This is a genomic window from Herbaspirillum huttiense (assembly GCF_004367745.1).
Classification (GTDB): Bacteria; Pseudomonadota; Gammaproteobacteria; order Burkholderiales; family Burkholderiaceae_D; genus Herbaspirillum; species Herbaspirillum huttiense.
The window spans coordinates 5,140,754-5,157,413 of sequence record NZ_CP037993.1 but is presented as its reverse complement, the minus strand read 5'-3'; the positions used below and the strand labels follow the sequence as shown (position 1 = coordinate 5,157,413).

Annotated in this window: 12 protein-coding genes and 1 pseudogene; 4 read left to right on the top strand and 9 right to left on the bottom strand. The window is 56.6% G+C overall.

Annotated features, from left to right (window positions below; all coding sequences use genetic code 11):
* Positions 1 to 13 precede the first annotated feature (13 nt).
* The 5 genes from E2K99_RS23030 to E2K99_RS23010 all read right to left on the bottom strand — a co-directional run bounded on the left by E2K99_RS23030 (position 14) and on the right by E2K99_RS23010 (position 6,090).
* Entirely contained in the window at positions 14 to 1,324 is a 1,311-nt protein-coding gene (locus E2K99_RS23030) for an ABC transporter substrate-binding protein (protein ID WP_134223687.1), read from the bottom strand.
* A 156-nt stretch (positions 1,325 to 1,480) separates the two neighbouring features.
* Positions 1,481 to 2,407 carry a SphA family protein gene (locus tag E2K99_RS23025; RefSeq protein WP_240733799.1) on the bottom strand — a complete coding sequence of 309 codons (927 nt, stop codon included), beginning with the start codon at positions 2,405 to 2,407 and terminating at the stop codon, positions 1,481 to 1,483.
* 96 nt (positions 2,408 to 2,503) lie between these two features.
* A complete protein-coding gene (locus tag E2K99_RS23020) occupies positions 2,504 to 4,120 on the bottom strand; it encodes a bifunctional 3-(3-hydroxy-phenyl)propionate/3-hydroxycinnamic acid hydroxylase (RefSeq protein ID WP_134223686.1) in 1,617 nt (538 codons plus the stop codon).
* Between the two features lie 20 nt (positions 4,121 to 4,140).
* Positions 4,141 to 5,139, bottom strand: a complete 999-nt coding sequence (locus E2K99_RS23015; protein WP_134223685.1) for a VOC family protein — start codon at positions 5,137 to 5,139, stop codon at positions 4,141 to 4,143.
* Between the two features lie 114 nt (positions 5,140 to 5,253).
* On the bottom strand, positions 5,254 to 6,090 hold the full coding sequence (locus tag E2K99_RS23010; protein ID WP_134223684.1) for a fumarylacetoacetate hydrolase family protein: 837 nt from the start codon (positions 6,088 to 6,090) through the stop codon (positions 5,254 to 5,256).
* Between the two features lie 175 nt (positions 6,091 to 6,265).
* Between E2K99_RS23010 and E2K99_RS23005 the strand changes: the two genes are divergently transcribed.
* Complete coding sequence (locus E2K99_RS23005; protein WP_134223683.1) at positions 6,266 to 6,958, top strand: TetR/AcrR family transcriptional regulator; 693 nt, start codon at positions 6,266 to 6,268, stop codon at positions 6,956 to 6,958.
* Between the two features lie 672 nt (positions 6,959 to 7,630).
* A pseudogene (locus tag E2K99_RS23000) lies at positions 7,631 to 7,888 on the top strand (IS3 family transposase); the annotation flags it as partial.
* A 745-nt stretch (positions 7,889 to 8,633) separates the two neighbouring features.
* Here the strand turns inward: E2K99_RS23000 and glmS are convergent.
* A complete protein-coding gene (glmS, locus tag E2K99_RS22990; RefSeq protein WP_034332249.1) occupies positions 8,634 to 10,451 on the bottom strand; it encodes a glutamine--fructose-6-phosphate transaminase (isomerizing) in 1,818 nt (605 codons plus the stop codon).
* A 211-nt stretch (positions 10,452 to 10,662) separates the two neighbouring features.
* On the opposite strand from glmS, the gene E2K99_RS22985 reads away from it, so the two are divergent.
* On the top strand, positions 10,663 to 11,154 hold the full coding sequence (locus E2K99_RS22985) for an Lrp/AsnC family transcriptional regulator (RefSeq protein ID WP_134223682.1): 492 nt from the start codon (positions 10,663 to 10,665) through the stop codon (positions 11,152 to 11,154).
* 143 nt (positions 11,155 to 11,297) lie between these two features.
* On the opposite strand, the gene glmU is transcribed toward E2K99_RS22985, so the two are convergent.
* Positions 11,298 to 12,656, bottom strand: a complete 1,359-nt coding sequence (gene glmU, locus E2K99_RS22980; protein WP_134223681.1) for a bifunctional UDP-N-acetylglucosamine diphosphorylase/glucosamine-1-phosphate N-acetyltransferase GlmU — start codon at positions 12,654 to 12,656, stop codon at positions 11,298 to 11,300.
* Between the two features lie 309 nt (positions 12,657 to 12,965).
* Between glmU and E2K99_RS22975 the strand changes: the two genes are divergently transcribed.
* The gene (locus tag E2K99_RS22975; RefSeq protein WP_039783442.1) at positions 12,966 to 14,015 is read left to right on the top strand and encodes a glycosyltransferase family 4 protein; all 1,050 of its coding nucleotides are present in this window, start codon (positions 12,966 to 12,968) and stop codon (positions 14,013 to 14,015) included.
* A 49-nt stretch (positions 14,016 to 14,064) separates the two neighbouring features.
* Here E2K99_RS22975 and rfbG read toward each other — a convergent pair whose 3' ends face one another.
* Complete coding sequence (rfbG, locus tag E2K99_RS22970) at positions 14,065 to 15,141, bottom strand: CDP-glucose 4,6-dehydratase (RefSeq protein ID WP_199725041.1); 1,077 nt, start codon at positions 15,139 to 15,141, stop codon at positions 14,065 to 14,067.
* Between the two features lie 443 nt (positions 15,142 to 15,584).
* Complete coding sequence (gene ttcA, locus E2K99_RS22965) at positions 15,585 to 16,547, bottom strand: tRNA 2-thiocytidine(32) synthetase TtcA (RefSeq protein ID WP_205703717.1); 963 nt, start codon at positions 16,545 to 16,547, stop codon at positions 15,585 to 15,587.
* Positions 16,548 to 16,660 lie beyond the last annotated feature (113 nt).

Sequence of the window (16,660 nt, the reverse complement as noted above, 5' to 3'; positions counted from 1 at the left end):
CTCTCGCTTTACATCAAGGGATAGGCTTGATCTTCGACTGCACTGGGATTTCAGGAGCGGTCTCATTATTCACTACGATCAATTCGTACCGATGCGCAGTTGACTTCACCCATTGCCCGCTGACCAGAGGTGTTTTGGCGACATTTTTGACTGGACCGTTACCCCATTCAACGTGTCCGATAATCGTTTCCAACTTGGTACCCAAAACGGCATCTCGGATGGCGCTCTTGCTATCGATGTTCTTGGTTCGTTTCAATACATCAATGGCCACCTCAAACAAGGCATGTGCATAGCCTAGCGGTTGAGTCCATTGTTTCTTAGATTCGGACTCGTATGCTCTAGCAAACTGCTGTGCAGTTACCCCTGTAAGAGATGACTTGAATGGGCGATTTGGGCTCCACCAGAGTTCTTGAGAGAGGCCTCCTGCCGAATTTCCCAATGCGTCTACTGAGGCAGGAAATGCAAGTGCCTTACCAACAGAAACAACCTTAGGATGAAAGCCTTGCTGCTGTGCTTGTACCCAAAAATTCTTGAAATCGGGGGGAGTAGGAACACCAGCGACAATCTCAACGCCGGCTTTTTTGAACATCGAAATCTGAGCGCTAAAATCAGTTTGCCCGCTTTGATAGCGACCGGGATCAACAATCGTATACCCCTTCTTTTTCAATACTGGTGGAAGGCCTAATGTAGAGTCTCCCCAAGCATTTCCATCTCCATCATTGGCAAGTAGCAAACCGACGACTTTATTGGTCGGCACATCTTTCCACATGTTCGTGAAGACAGCGATGATGTCCTCCAACCCCCAGAAAAAGTGATAGGTCCAGTCGAATCCTTTGCCAGGCTTCCCGCCTCGAGTGAAAAACCAGGGCTGCCATGGTGTTGTGGTGGAGATGCACGGCACCCCATTCAGCTCGCACTGATCCGACACCGGATTTGCATTCTCTGGTGTTGAACCGACGATCATCAGATCGATCTTGTTCTTCAATATCAGCTCTGCTGCAACTTCAGCGGCGCGGTTTGGATTAGATTGGCTATCCTTGACGATCACTTCAACAGGATGTGATTTTCCATTGATCACGACCCCGGCCTTGAGCAAACCGGCTATGTTATCGAGCACAAATTTATCCACTTCACCGAACCCGGCTAAGGGGCCAGTTTTTGGCGTTACATAACCAATCTTAATGGTCCGCCCGCTGTCCGCGAATGCGACTCTACTGAAGCCCGACGCCGTGATACCCATTGCCAGCAATGCGCCAGCGGAAGCGCGTATGACACTACGGCGATCGCGATTCAGCGCGAGATCCTGTTGGCCCGTTTTTTTCATAATCAAGTCTCCTATATTTGTCGGAAAGGCTGACATCTCCGCTAACGCCCATTGCAACGCTGCTAGTAGCAGTTAAAGCTAGTTATGCCGAAGACGAGCGATATTCAGCAAGCCCCGACTCCGCAGAGGGGGCTTGTTCTTGAGATGCGATGGAAATTAGAGAGGGAAGACTGCTTTCACCCAGAAAGCATCACCTTGTGCACGGTTCTGAACGGCCATTTCCTTCTGCCATTTGGCAGTTACGAACCAGCCTTTTCCGCTGTCATATTTGACCGAAGGGCCGATTGCAAAAGCGCGCCCCTTATTGTCGGCTACATCAGCGCCATTTTTCTGATCGTTGGTAGTCTGCTGATAGTAGTAGCCACCAGCACCGACGGTCCAGCCATTATCGAGCCCCCATCCGAGCGCATAGTCGAAGTGAAATTCTTGGCCGGATTTGTAATTGGTGTCGTTATTCCGACGATTGATGGTGTAGCCTAATTTGATGTCTGCGTTGAAGCCTTTGGGGTCAATATAAGTAGCGATGTACACTGGCTCAAATGCCCAGTAATTTCGGCCGATATTGGCGAGATCATCCTTGTTGTAGCCGCCGGTTGGCAAGAAAGCATCGATACCAACAAGAGTGTGCAGCTTTTCGCTGTGATGGTAACCAAGCGAGAATCCGGTCGTGATGTCACCAAGGCCGCTCTTACGCTGGCTGGCTCCCCCTACCGAGACATCCAGGCTAACCAGTGGAACGATGGCGTGGAATGCCAGGTCTCCGCCAAAAATTTTCTGCTTGGTCACCCAGATAAACCGCGGTGCGATGACGTCCGCGGTAAGTTTAAAATTCAACGGGACGCGATTTCCATTATTATCATTCAAGCGATCCGCTGTGTAGTGCTGACCGAAGACCATGCCGTAAAGACCAGGTGGCGGCATGGCACCTGCAGCAAAGTTATCCACGCCGTTCGGGTAGATAGAGCTCCCGCCTTCCGTCGCGGTCGCTGCCGCAGCTGCAACCATGCCAAGCGCACCTAGCATAATTGTCGCGGCCGTTTTAGAAAGCTGGAATTGGAATTCTTTGTTTTGATGCTTTTTCATATTGTCTCCTCTCGTTTGAATTGCGCCCCGGGGTACTACATGACCGAGGCGCCCCCTTGCACTACTACATCAACTTCGTTTTCAATCCGCTAGTGCCTAATCAGAAATTGCAGGACGCAATCCGTAGCAACCCAGATGGTCTGCGAACCGAACCAACAGATCACCAATTTCGCCAGCCTCGAAGGTACTTCCATATAGATAAAAATCCGGACGGATCAACATCGATGCGAGATCAAATTTGCCCATAAAGCTCGAGAACTTCCCATCGAGGTCAACGACAGCATTAGCCGATTTATCGTCGTGGTCAGCGAGATAGACGACAGTGCCTCCCATTGACTTAAATCGATCGAGATCGGCCGTTGCTTGTGATTGCAATATCGTCGCGATATGCGCTGCATTGCGAACGACAAGAATGAATCCAGGCTTGACGAGATCGTCAAATCTGCCCTTCATTCCATTGAAGAGCACCGTTCCGTGAGGACTGAGCAAGCCAGCATGAGGCCGGACAGCACCACTGGCGTGTCGATCAAGCATGCCGTCGGTCAAAGATGGGAAGGCTGGTGGTGGCGCTACAGTCTTGTCAAAGAACGACTGATCGCGCTGCGCGGCAAGCTCAAGATCTGGTACGCAAATCACCTTCCCGAGGTACATGGAGAGATCGACGATGTCACTCGCGTGAGGCTTTCGTTCGACTTGATAGGTATCCAACAAAGAATCATCGGCTTGCCCGGTCAGCACGAGATGAAGCTTCCAAGCAAGGTTCCAGTCGTCGCGCAATCCGGCGCACATCCCCTGCCCCATAAATGGAGGCATAACGTGGGCGGCATCGCCGGCGATAAGCAAACGCTTATTACGCCAGGTCTGGGCGATCAGCGAGCGGAAGGTATAAACCTTGTGCCGCACGATGACTGCTTGATCAGGCTTAACCCAAGGCTCCAGGAGCTTCCACGCCATTGCTTCGGTCTCCAACTCCTCACGAGGCTCACCAGGCATGCGCATGAACTCCCAGCGCCGATAGAAACGACCATCTCGCACACCTGCTGGCACAATTGTCGTCGGCCTTGAGGGATTGCAATACTGTGCGGCTTCAGGCACATCAAGCGTGACTCCCTCATTGGGCAACAAATCAATCACCAGCCAGTCGGCTTCAAATCCACGGTCCTCCTGGACAGAACCAATGGCTTCGCGCACCTTGCTGTTGGCGCCGTCGGCGCCGATGAGATAACGACCACGAATGGTCCGTGTTTCACCGCTATTGACATTTTTAGCAGTGACTTCAGCGTATGCAGGTGTTTGTTTGATATGAACGGCTTCCCAGCCGAGATTGATATCGATTTCCGGACAGCGACGTACGGCTGTATCGAACATCGCTTCCATCGTTGGCTGATGAACGAAGTTGACTTCAGTTCCTCCGGAGATCGACTCAGCCGACCAATCGATGGAGAGCAACTCCTTCCATTCAGCGTTGAACCACCGGTAAGGCGGAGCTGCGTGGCTGACAGACGGCAATTCATCACGCAGACCGATGGCACACAGCACGCGATAGATTTCATGGTCAATACAAACTGCTCGCGGTAACGGGTACCGTTCTGTCCAGCGCTCAAGAATTGCAACCTTGTGCCCTTGACGTGCAAGCATGAGCGCCATAATTTCGCTGACAGGCCCATAACCTACTTGAACAACTTCATAGATCACATCGTCTTGGTTCTTCATCGTCATTTCCTTTTTAGTACTCATGCGGACACAGAGGTACTTTCTCTTTCCGCTGTCTCGTAGTTTTTTGTGAAATCGGAGGGAGGAATATCGCCCCATACATACAAGGCGTCTTCAGGTGGATAATCAGCTGCTGGCCAATCGTAGTTAGCGGCAATGTGATCGATATCGAAGGAGTACTCGCAGTAACTTCCCCAAGGATCACGCACATAGCGGAAATAGTTGGAGCCAAGGACATGTCGCCCTAACCCCCAACCTCTTGAGTAGCCAGCCTGCGCCATTTGTTGACTTCCCAAGCCTACGTCGTCGAATGACTCTACGTCCCAGCTAGCATGATGCAGCCCCGCGCCATCCGAAGCCGCCAGCGCTAGCAGATGGTGATCACTGCCGTGCGGGCCGTGCATGAAGACGATCACGGATCCGGAGCGGTCTGACAATCTCAGGCCTAACATCTCCATATAGAACCGTGCTGAGGAGTCGACGTCCGCGGTAAAAGTAAGGACATGAGAAAGACGTCTGGGTTGCACCTGTTTGATTGCGCTACGTCGTGGTGCACGACCTTGCTCACTCTGTTCAGGAGAAAACGAACGAGTTGACTTTTTATCCGGCGTACACTTATCACTGATAATCAACTGCTGGGGAACGCCGTCCGGTCCAGCAAACCAGAAGCCACTTGGATCAGCGAGCCGAGGGGCTTCGATTTCTCGAACTCCCTGCGCTTCAAGATGATGTGAGAATTTCTGCTCATCCTCAGCGTAGATTCCCCAACTGAGCCAAAGCAGCTTCTTACTCTCACCTTGGTAAATACGCGCCCAACGATGCGAATGGCCATAGGTATACAAGGCGATATGATCTTCCGCCCTTCGGACGTCCAGCCCAAAGGCGCGATAGAACTCCTCAGCCTGCTCTAGATTGGGCACGCTGATAACAAACTCATGAAGTGAATGCACGCCCAAGACGCTGGGGCGACGCAGCTTTCCATCTGCCGCCAAATGAGCGGCAGTTAGTGTGGTCGACATTTCTCTCTCCCGGATGGAACAACGTGGAATCCACATCTGCCTTTTAAGGAAAAGTCAGATGTGGTCCAACGGACGGCTGTTTGTTTTTATTATTCGAAACTAGCCAGCGGTGACTCAGATCACTTTTTGCGTCTGTGTTCCGAGCTTTTCCATCGTGAGAGTCACGACATCCCCCTTTTTGAGGAATTGGGGCGGCTTCATTCCGAGACCAACGCCAGACGGGGTACCGGTGATGATCACGTCACCCGGCTGCAGCGTCATAAATTGGCTCAGATACGCAATGATTTCTGCGACTGGGAAGATCATGTCCGCAGTATTGCTGCTTTGCTTAACGACGCCGTTTACACTCAATTTCATGGCCAATGTCTGCGGATCTGGAATCTCGTCCGCAGTTGTCAACCACGGACCGATAGGACCAAACGTATCGAAGCTCTTTCCTTTGCCCCATTGTCCGTTTCGCTTAATTTGCCAATGTCGTTCCGAAACGTCATTGGCCAGCACGTAGCCAGCTACGTGCTTCAAGGCATCGTCGCGCTTTACTTTACGTGCGGTAGTTCCGATAACGAAGCCGAGTTCGACCTCCCAATCAAGCTCCTCCGAGCCTTCTGGCATGACAATGTCGTCACTAGAACCGCTCAGGGAAGTGATCGCTTTGGTAAATACTACCGGTTCTGTCGGGATCGGCAGGCCGGACTCTTCGGCATGCTTGCGGTAGTTCAAACCAATCGCCACGAACTGGCGCACTCCTTCGACCGGCACTCCAAATCGCACCGTGTTCGGTACCAGCGGCATCTTTTCGAGATCGATTGCAGCCAGCGCTGCCAGGCGCTCCGGCGCCAGCCATTCCGGAGTCAATGCTGGCACCAGCAGCGACAAATCACGTACCTTACCTTGTTCATCCAACGCGCCAACCTTCTCTTGACCAAGAGAACCATAACGAAGCAATTTCATAAAAATCTCCACGAATTCTTGAATTGACACATTTGTCAAAACGAAGATTAGGTAGAAATGACGGTTATGTCAACATGAAATAACAGATATTTGTTTTCCTTATTTCTTACTGCTTTTTGACCGAAAACACCCAGCCAAAGGCGGTTCCGGATGAAATCAGGTAATCTTCTAATCTATGAAAAATGCAACGAAAAATGTCGTAGAAGACCATCGCACAAGGGCGGGGATTGAACGCCGAGAAAAGACTCGTACACGCTTAATTCAGAGCGCAATCAAAGTCTTCTCCGAAAAAGGGCCGGATCTTCCGGTCATTGATGACTTCATCGTCGCCGCCGGCGTTGCACGAGGGACTTTTTACAACTATTTCAAGACAACTCATGAGCTACTAGCCGCGGTCACGGGGGAAATGAGCGACGAAATACTGGGAATGGTCGATCCAATTGTTTTGCAGTTTGAAGATCCTGCGGTACGGGTTACTGTCGGTACCAAGCTATACGTTCATATCGCCACCCAGTACCCGACGTGGGGGACCTTTTTAACCCGCATTGGCTCGCAACACGCTGTTCGAGGGAAATTGCTTGATGTCTACCTGACGCGAGATCTGGAGCTGGGCATTGCTGAAGAGCGTTTTCGCGCAGGAAATGCGCTGGTGACCCGCGACATCATTCTAGGATCTATTTTTTTTGGCATCGAAACAATGCTTACGGAGCCTAGCCATACACACCATATCGAAGAAATGCTCTATACGGTGCTGAGAGGTGTCGGGCTCAAAGAAAAAGAAGCGCGCAGGATTGCATTTGCGCCATTGCCAGATATTGGAACAATCTCCGGCCCGATTTTTTCTGTATTGGTTTCGGGCGGAAGTTAATTCACTTTTTCACGCAACATTGTCTCGTATTGCGGGACGGTACGTTTTGTGAACAGAGATTTATCCTGGCTGAGCTCTCGTGTAAAGTTCGACTGCCCCTATGATCCTCCTCTCGATCTGTAGCGTCCTTGTCATTGTATTTTCCTCTTTAGCCGGACGTCGACGCGCGATTGGACATCACTCTTCATTGGCTCACGAGGGAAGTGTGTGAGACGCGGCTCAATAGCGGGATCTATTATCCCAAAATCACTTCTCACTGCTTTTTTAAATTGAAAACGCAGACCAGCAGTTTTGCTGGTCTGCACATCGATGAGTTAATGCCCTAGTTCGTATGGGTGCTAAATCGATATCCCTGATCAAAGAACGTAGCAATGGTCACCATCAGCCCAGAACAAACCAGGACTATAGCCACCCCGTCCGTCGCATGCGTAGTCGATTGCGCGACCATCGCCAACGCGCCCAAGGGTGCAAGGCCAGCGGCGAGTGCCGTACCAATCTCCCGCCCCGCACCGACGCCCGTAGAACGACTTTGCACTGGAAACTGACGGCTAAGGACCGAGCCCTGCGGTGCAAACATCATCGGCGCCAAAATGCCAGTCCCAATGATCATGGCGCAGTAGATTGCCATAGTGGGGGTGCGGACAAAATCTTGGACTACCTTGGAGGTAGTTCATGTATTCATACGAAGACCGAATCAAAGCGGTCAAGCTCTATATCAAGCTGGGAAAGCGTACAGCCCCAACCATTCGGAAGTTGGGCTATCCAACAAAGAACTCGCTGAAATGTTGGTATCGCGAATACGAGAAAAGTATTGCCCTAAAGGTGGGCTACGTGCGACCGCGCAAGTATTCTGATAAGCAGAAGCAACTGGCGGTTCAGCATTATCTTGATCATGATCGTTGCATTGCTTCAACTATGAAGGCAATGGGATAGCAGAAGCCGTGTGCACGCCGAGTGGAAGACCAGTAGCGTCTGCAATAACCATGAGCTTCGTACCCTTGCCTCGCTTGGTCTTTCCGATCTTTGGGCCCTTTTTTTGCCAACACAAACGTGCCGTCAATAAAGCATTCGGAAAGATTGATTTGGCCAACCTCTTCGAGGTGTTCCGCTAGTGCTTCGAGTATGTGCCGTAGCACCCAGAGAATCCCGTTCATGACGGCGCGGTTGCTGTGCAATTGGCGCGTATTCGTGCGCTATGGGACTACGTAAAAGAAGTTGCCGAAGCAAACGCCGATTATCTCGACGGCAAGACATCGGTCATGGAATGGATTAGATAGATTCTGGCGTTCTGAATTTGGGCGCAGGATTGGCTGGCAGGGCTGGGCGATAATTTAGGCGGGATTCGCGGTAGGGGGCTAAGGGGCGGCGATTTAGGCCGAATAAGGGGGGGGCTAATAGGCGTTCTTTTTCAATAAAAACCTTTAGACAGTGAATGGCCTTTTTTCAAGCTCGGCTTGGCTTTGCAGTTGATTTAGCCCAACAAAAAAGGCTTCCCTTTCGAAAAAAAGGAAGCCTTTCATTTCTGAGTGACACGTTTTTGCTCGGAAATCGTCCGGTAGGTAGCTATTGTTAATTTACGCCTTAATTTTGAATTAATAGTAATAATGTGGTTTTGGCTGGGGAAAAAGCCGTATTAATAGTAACAACATGCGGTCACCGGCCTTATCGAATCCCCTCACTCCACCGTCACCGACTTAGCCAAATTCCGCGGCTTATCCACATCCGTCCCCCTTGCCAGCGCCGTGTGATACGACAGCAACTGCAACGGCACCACATGCAGAATCGGCGACAGCACGCCATAGTGCTCCGGCATGCGAATCACATGCAGCCCTTCCGCCGAAGTGATACGCGAATCACCATCCGCAAACACATACAGCTGCCCGCCACGCGCACGCACTTCCTGCATGTTGGACTTCAGTTTTTCCACCAGCGCATCATTGGGTGCAATGGTCACCACCGGCATCTGATCCGTCACCAGCGCCAGCGGACCATGCTTCAGTTCACCTGCGGCATAAGCCTCAGCGTGGATATAGGTGATCTCCTTGAGCTTGAGCGCACCTTCCAGCGCAATCGGGTAATGCAGCCCACGCCCCAGGAACAGCGCATTCTCGCGACGCGCAAAGGCCTCGGCCCACGCCACGATGGACGGTTCCAGCGCCAGCACGCTCTGCAGCGCAGCCGGCAGGTGGCGCATCGCCTTCAGGTGTTCGGCTTCCTGTTCTTCGGTCAGCAAGCCGCGCGTCTGCGCCAGCGCCAGCGTCAGCAGGAACAGCGCCGCCAGCTGCGTCGTGAAGGCCTTGGTCGAGGCCACACCCACTTCCACACCGGCACGCGTGATGTAGGCCAGTTCGCATTCGCGCACCATCGCACTGGTGGCCACGTTGCAGATGGTCAGCGTGTGCTGCATGCCCAAACCACGCGCATGCTTCAACGCTGCCAGCGTATCGGCCGTCTCGCCGCTCTGCGAGATCGTGACCACCAGCGACTTCGGATTGGGCACGCTGTCGCGATAACGATATTCGCTGGCGATCTCGACGTTGACCGGGATCTTGGCAATCGACTCCAGCCAGTACTTCGCAGTCAGACCGGCGTAATAGCTGGTGCCGCAAGCGAGGATCAGGATCGAATCCACTTCCTTGAAGACCTTGTAGGCCTTGTCGCCAAACAGCTCGGGCATGATGCCGACCACACCTTCGAGCGTGTCGGCAATCGCGCGCGGCTGCTCGAAAATTTCCTTCTGCATGTAATGCTGGTACGGGCCCAGTTCCACCGCGCTGGTATAAGCCTGCACGGTACGCACTTCGCGCTCGGCAGGGCGGCCGGCTGCATCGACGATCCACACCTTCTGCAATTGCAGGTCGACCACGTCGCCTTCTTCCAGATAGATGATCTGGTCGGTGGTGCCGGCCAGCGCCATCGCATCAGAGGCCACGAAATTCTGTCCTTCGCCAACACCCACGATCAGCGGCGAACCCTGACGCGCTGCCACCACGCGGTGCGGCTCGTCGGCGCAGAAGACGGCAATCGCGTAGGCACCGGTCAACCGGCGCACGGCTTGCTGCACGGTGTGGAACAGATCGCCGTCATACATGTGGTCGACCAGGTGGGCGATCACTTCGGTATCGGTCTGGCTCTCGAAGACATAACCGGCAGCCTGCAACTCGGCGCGCAGTTCGTCATGGTTCTCGATGATGCCGTTGTGGACCAGTGCGATGCGGTCGCGCGAGAAGTGCGGGTGCGCATTGTGGGTGGCAGGCGCGCCGTGCGTCGCCCAGCGGGTGTGCGCGATGCCGGTGAAACCGGACAGGCCGCTCTGCGCCACCTGCTGCTGCAGCTCGGCTACCCGCGAGGTGCTGCGCGAACGCTGCAGCTTGCCATCCACATGCAGCGCCACGCCGCAGGAGTCATAACCACGGTATTCGAGGCGCTTCAGGCCTTCGAGCAGGATGGGAGTGACGTTTTGTTGCGCTACCGCGCCGACGATGCCGCACATGGATTACCTCGCTGGAAAAGATGTGCATGCATCTTAGGCGAGGCATCGTGAAATAAGATTTCTAAAATATCGGTGAAATGAACTAATATTGCTTCACTATTGGGTGATGAAATAATATTAAATTCAGAGGTGAAATTTGGATTTATATGTCATTCAATCTCGCTCACCCTCACGCAATCTCCGGCAATTTCACAAGCTGACGCAGGCACCCATGAAAACCCCCCTCGATCTGGACGATCTCGACCGCCGCATCCTGCAAGCCCTGCAGAGTGATGCCAGCCAGACCAACCAGGAACTGGCCGCGCAGGTGCATGCCTCGCCGCCGACCTGCCTGCGCCGCGTCAAACGGCTGGTGGAGGCGGGCGTGATCGCGCGCCAGGTCGCCTTGCTGGATCCGGCCCAACTGGCGTCCACGCTCACGGCACTGGTCGAGATCACGCTGGATCGCCAGGGCGAGGAGGAGCAGCAGGCCTTCGAGGCCCTGGTGGCGGGGGAGGCGGCGGTGCAGCAGTGCTATCGGGTCTCGCCGGGGCCGGATTTCGTGCTGGTGGTGCTGGTGCGCGACATGCCGGCTTACCACGCACTGGCGCACCGGCTGTTCGCTTCCCAGCGCAACGTGCGCAATGTGCGCAGCTATTTCTCCATCCACCGCAGCAAGTTCGAGACGGCCATCCCGCTCGGGGCGGCTGCCGACGCCCCATGAAAAACGGCCGAAACCTTCAGGTTTCGGCCGGATTGGCCTGTGGATAAGTCAGGAAGTAGCGTGTTGACGGGCTTTTTCCTTCATATCGCCCTGAAACCACCACCCGAGTTGGAGTTGTCCACAGGGCGCGCGGCCGGAGACGCTTACTTCTTGATCTTGACCGGCCGCTGCCATCCCGCCAGCGACAGCTGCTTGGCGCGCGACAAGGTCAGCTGATCGGCCGGGGCGTCCTTGGTCAGCGTGGTACCGGCACCGATGGTGGCCCCCTTGCCCACGCGCACCGGCGCGACCAGCTGGGTGTCGCTGCCGATGAAGGCGCCGTCTTCGATGATGGTGCGGAATTTGTTGGCACCGTCGTAGTTGCAGGTGATCACGCCGGCCCCGACGTTGACGCCGCTGCCCACATCCGCATCGCCCACATAGGCCAGGTGATTGGCCTTGCTGCCTACGCCCACGTTGCTGTTCTTGACCTCGACGAAGTTGCCGATGTGCACATCCTGCGCCAGTTCGGTGCCGGGCCGCAGGCGTGCGTAAGGACCGATCTGGCCGCCCGCGCCGACTACGGCGTCCTCGATGTGGGTGAAGGGCTTGATGGCCACGCCGGCACCGATGCGCGCATTGCGGATCACGCAGTGGGCTCCGATGCTGCTGCCTTCGCCGATGCTGACCTGGCCTTCGAAAACGCAATTGACGTCGATGCTCACATCGCGCCCGCATTCCAGCGAGCCGCGTACATCGATGCGCGCCGGGTCGGCCAGCGTGACGCCATTCTCCAGCAGGCCATGAGCGATGTTGCGCTGGTGCACGCGCTCCAGCTCGGCCAGTTGCACCTTGCTGTTCACGCCCAGGGTTTCGGCCACGTCATCGGGCTGGGCCGAGACGACTTCCACACCATCGGCCACGGCGGCCGCGATCACGTCGGTCAGGTAGTACTCGCCCTGCGCGTTGTTGTTGGAGAGCTTCGCAAGCCACTGGCGCAGGCGCGCCGTGGGCGCGACGATGATGCCGGTGTTGACTTCGCGGATGGCGCGTTCGGCCTCGCTGGCATCCTTCTGCTCGACGATGCGCTTGATCTGGCCGTCTTCGCGCACGATGCGGCCATAGCCGGTGGGGTTGTCCAGGGTCACGGTCAGCACGCCCAGCTTGTCCTGGCCGGCTGCATCCAGCAGACGCTGCAGCGAGGCGGCCGTGGTCAGCGGCACATCGCCATACAGCACCAGCGTGGGCGCGCCATCATCGAGATGCGGCACAGCCTGCATGACGGCGTGGCCGGTGCCCAGCTGCGGTTCCTGCAGGGCAAACGACAGGCCCTGGCCGGCGAAGGCCTTGGGCACGGCATCGCCGCCGTGGCCGTAGATCACGCACAGTTGCGTCGGTGCCAGCTGGCGTGCGGTATCGATGACATGGCCCAGCAGGGGTTTGCCGGCGAGCGGATGCAAGACCTTGGGCAGCGCGGATTGCATGCGTTTGCCCATGCCGGCGGCGAGGATGACGATGTTCATGAGTGGCAGCGAAGAGGAGCGAAGAAAAGCCAAAAGTCTAGCACGCGCCCCCTGCGCGCCAGCATCCCCGTCGCTGCGCATCGTCGCAAAAGAGGAAGTTGAGGGGCCTTTGGCGGTTTACTCCGGTCTTTATGCGCACGGCTCCCCCTTACCATGTCAAGCTGCGCAGTCTCGCCTGCGCGTCGCGACTGCCCACGTCTGCAGGAGGCCGTAGCGATGCGAGCGGGCAGCCGACTGATGAACTGACAGAACCAATAGAACCAATAATGACAACCGGTCCGGCCAAGGCCGACCCTTCCTGGAAAGTGCATGAAGATTCTTCTGTTGAACGATGAGTTCTACACCACCGGTGCCAGCACCGCGATGCTGCGTCTGGCCGAGCGCCTGGTGCAGAACCATGAGGTGTCGGTCCTGCCGCGTATCGATGGCCAGGGTGAAGTGCGCAAGCAGTTCGAGGCAATGGGCATCCCCATCGTCAAGGACCTGGCGGGCGATCCCGACGTGATCGTGTCCAACTGCATCCTCTCGGGGGCGCTGGTGGGAGAAATGGCTCCACGCTGCCCGGTGATCTGGTGGATCCACGAAGCCGAGATCGGACGCGACCTGCTGCTGCGCTATCCCAACATGGCGCAGGGTTTCAAGAGCGCCTCGCACATCGTCTTCCAGACCGAATTCCAGCGCCTGGTCTATGGCAGCTTCCTGTTCGACAGCCCGGCCATGGTGCACGTGCTGCCGTTCTGGAACGACGCCATCTACCGCCAGCAAGACCTGCAACCCAAGCCCAAGGACAAGAAGCGCATCGTCTGCATCGGCACCATCGAGCCGCGCAAGCGCATGGAAGACACCATCATGGCCGTCAACGCCATGAGCAGCGACCAGCGTGCGGGCATCGAGGTGGTCTTCATCGGCAAGTACCTGCAGCTGGGCGAGGGCGCGCGCAAGCTCTCCGAAGCGCTGCCGGAACGCTATCGTTTCCTGGGCGAGCAGCCCAACGAGGAAGCCCTGCGTTACCTGGCCTCGGCCGATGCCTACGTGCTGGCCAGCTCCAGCGAATCACAGCCGCTGACCATCTGGGAATCCTTCGAACTGGATGTGCCGGTCTGCCTCTCCGATCTGGAGACCTATCGCCACATCGGTCTCAAGCATGGCGTCAACGCCCTGATGCATCCGGTCGGCAACATCGATCTGCTGTGCTCCAACCTGCAGACGGTGCTGCACAACGAGGATGTGCGCCGCCGTGTCACGCGTGCCGGCAAGAGCCTGCTGCTGAAGAATCTCACGCGGGAATGGTCGGACGAATTCGAACGCCTGATCCTGCGTACGCAGACCATGGCTGAAATCAGAAAGATGGGATATTGAACAAAGCCCCCGCCGGAGCAGATCCGGCGGGGGCTAGTCCTTTGAGGACTTAGTTCAGGCTTTGATAGAAGGCAATCTGGTTTTCCGAGAGCGTGCGCAGGTCTTCGTTGTTGAGGTAACCCGCGTACCACTGCGCCGTCAGTTCCAGCGCGGTGTAGAGCTCCATCTTCGGAATCCAGTCCAGGCGCTGGCGCACCTTGGAAATATCCAGGCGCAGCAGGGCGGCTTCGTGCGGTCCGTTGGCCTGGGTCTCCAGGCGCACTTCCACCTGGCCCGCGTCATTCTTCTGCAGCGAATGATTGAAGGTGGCGCACAGCTGGCTCACGGTCTGCAGGTCGGTATCGGCCGGCCCGAAATTCCATCCTTCGGCAAACGCACCGCCCTGCTCGTAGAGCAGCTGGGCAATCTGCAGGTAGCCCGACAGCGGCTCCAGCACGAACTGCCACGGGCGTACCGCGTGCGGATTGCGGATCACGACCGGCTCTTCCTTTTCCAGGGCGCGCACGAAATCGGGAATCAGGCGATCGGCCGCGAAGTCGCCGCCACCGATCACGTTGCCAGCGCGCACGCTGGCGATGCCGACGGTGTTGTCGGGATTGCTGGCAAAGAAGGAGCGGCGATAGGCGGAAGTCACCAGTTCGGCGGCGCCCTTGCTGCTGCTGTAGGGATCGTGGCCGCCCATGGGATCGTCTTCGCGATAGCCCCACAGCCACTCGCGGTTCTCGTAGCACTTGTCGCTGGTGACCACCACTACCGAACGCACGCTGGGCGTATGGCGCACGGCTTCCAGCAGGTGCACGGTGCCCATGACATTGGTGGCGTAGGTATCGACCGGCGTGGCATAGGAGTCGCGCACCAGCGGCTGGGCCGCCAGGTGGAACACCACATCGGGCTGCACGGCAGCCAGCGTCTCGGCCAGGTGCTGCGGATCGCGCACGTCGCCGATGGTGGTCTGCACACAGTTCTGCAAGCGCGCCAGATGGAACAGGCTGGGATTGGTCGGTGCCGGCAACGCGTAGCCGCTCACCTTGGCCCCCATCAGGTGCAGCCACAGGGTCAGCCAGCTTCCCTTGAAGCCGGTGTGACCGGTGATGAAAACGCGCTTGTCGCGCCAAAAGTTAGCCATCAGGCAGCCTCATACACGGTATGGCAGAGAGTCGTTCGGGGTGCAGAGGCATGACGGCGGCAAGCCGTTCAATCACGCGGATGGCGATACCACGCAGGCCGGCCGTGACACTGGCCGAAACCACGTTTCCCTGCGAAACCACGACTGCATGGTTATGTATTTTCTTTCCCTGGCAAAGCGGCCTCGCGGCACGCCATTGCGATGGGACAGATTAAAACATGCGTGTTTTCGCCTTCAAGCGTGGAAGAGGAGGGTATTTGATGCCCAATCCCCGACTATAGCCATATGACAACAAAAATTTACTTTTGCATCAGCCTGCGGGAATCGGCAATGGGCGCGAAAGCCGCGCCACAAGGGCATTTCGTACGGATGAGGTGGAACGCAGTGTCTCGCCGGACTAAGGTTTTGCGAGACGCCACAATGAGCCGCAGCGTCTCGTGTGCTCAGACCAGATTGATGACGGACTGGCCCTGGTCCAGTTTGTCGTCGCGGTCGAACAGGGTATCGCCCTGCGCTTCCTTGCCGGCCCCGGCGGTGAAATGCGTGAAGTCGAACAGGCTGCGGTCCAGCATGTGGGATGGCGTGATGTTGGCCATGGCGGTGAACATGCTCTTGATCCACAAGGGATTGGTCTTTTCCCACTGGTTGAGCATCTCGCGCATGGCCTGGCGTTGCAGGTTGGGCTGCGAGCCGCACAGGTTGCAGGGGATGATGGGGAATTCCATGGCGGCCGCGTACTTCTTGATGTCCGGCTCGCGCACGTAGGCCAGCGGGCGGATCACCACGTTCTCGCCATCGTCGGCGATCAGCTTGGGCGGCATGGTCTTGATCTTGCCGCCGTAGAACATGTTGAGCATGAAGGTGTGCAGGATGTCATCGCGGTGATGGCCCAGCGCGATCTTGGTCGCACCCAGCTCCTTGGCCACGCGATAGAGGATGCCGCGGCGCAGGCGCGAGCACAGCGAGCAGGTGGTTTTGCCCGGGGCGATCTTTTCCTTGACGATGCTGTAGGTGTCTTCTTCGACGATGCGATAGGGCACGCCGATGCGCTCGAAGTATTGCGGCAGGATGTGCTCGGGGAAGCCGGGCTGCTTCTGGTCCAGGTTGACGGCGATGATCTCGAACTTCACCGGGGCCACGGTCTGCAGGTAGCGCAGCGTGTCCAGCATGGTGTAGCTGTCGGCGCCGCCGGACATGCAGGCCATGATGACGTCGCCGTCGCGGATCATGTCGAAGTCGGCGATGGCGCGGCCGGTCAGGCGGCGGATGTTCTTTTCCAGCAGTTCAAAGCGGCGTGAACCGCGCGCGGTCACTTCAGGCTGGCCGCGTTCTTCCTGCGCCTGTGCGGAGGAGGCATCGAGGTCGGCGAGGTCGGACAGTTGCACTGCAGCGGCAATGTCGTTCATGGGGTATTCCTTCAATCGGTAGGCTGTTGCTGCCGGACGAGCAATGTTGCCGCTCCTCCATATCCGGAGGGGACAGGGGCGGAAGGCTGCGTGCGGGCGGAGGACCGGCATTT

Coding starts and splice junctions, on each gene's coding strand:
- ttcA (WP_205703717.1), bottom strand. CDS start 16,547: ATGAACGACATTGCCGCTGCAGTGCAACTGTCCGACCTCGCCGACCTC.
- E2K99_RS23005 (WP_134223683.1), top strand. CDS start 6,266: ATGAAAAATGCAACGAAAAATGTCGTAGAAGACCATCGCACAAGGGCG.
- E2K99_RS23025 (WP_240733799.1), bottom strand. CDS start 2,407: ATGAAAAAGCATCAAAACAAAGAATTCCAATTCCAGCTTTCTAAAACG.
- rfbG (WP_199725041.1), bottom strand. CDS start 15,141: ATGGCTAACTTTTGGCGCGACAAGCGCGTTTTCATCACCGGTCACACC.
- glmU (WP_134223681.1), bottom strand. CDS start 12,656: ATGAACATCGTCATCCTCGCCGCCGGCATGGGCAAACGCATGCAATCC.
- E2K99_RS22985 (WP_134223682.1), top strand. CDS start 10,663: ATGAAAACCCCCCTCGATCTGGACGATCTCGACCGCCGCATCCTGCAA.
- glmS (WP_034332249.1), bottom strand. CDS start 10,451: ATGTGCGGCATCGTCGGCGCGGTAGCGCAACAAAACGTCACTCCCATC.
- E2K99_RS23020 (WP_134223686.1), bottom strand. CDS start 4,120: ATGAAGAACCAAGACGATGTGATCTATGAAGTTGTTCAAGTAGGTTAT.
- E2K99_RS23015 (WP_134223685.1), bottom strand. CDS start 5,139: ATGTCGACCACACTAACTGCCGCTCATTTGGCGGCAGATGGAAAGCTG.
- E2K99_RS23010 (WP_134223684.1), bottom strand. CDS start 6,090: ATGAAATTGCTTCGTTATGGTTCTCTTGGTCAAGAGAAGGTTGGCGCG.
- E2K99_RS22975 (WP_039783442.1), top strand. CDS start 12,966: ATGAAGATTCTTCTGTTGAACGATGAGTTCTACACCACCGGTGCCAGC.
- E2K99_RS23030 (WP_134223687.1), bottom strand. CDS start 1,324: ATGAAAAAAACGGGCCAACAGGATCTCGCGCTGAATCGCGATCGCCGT.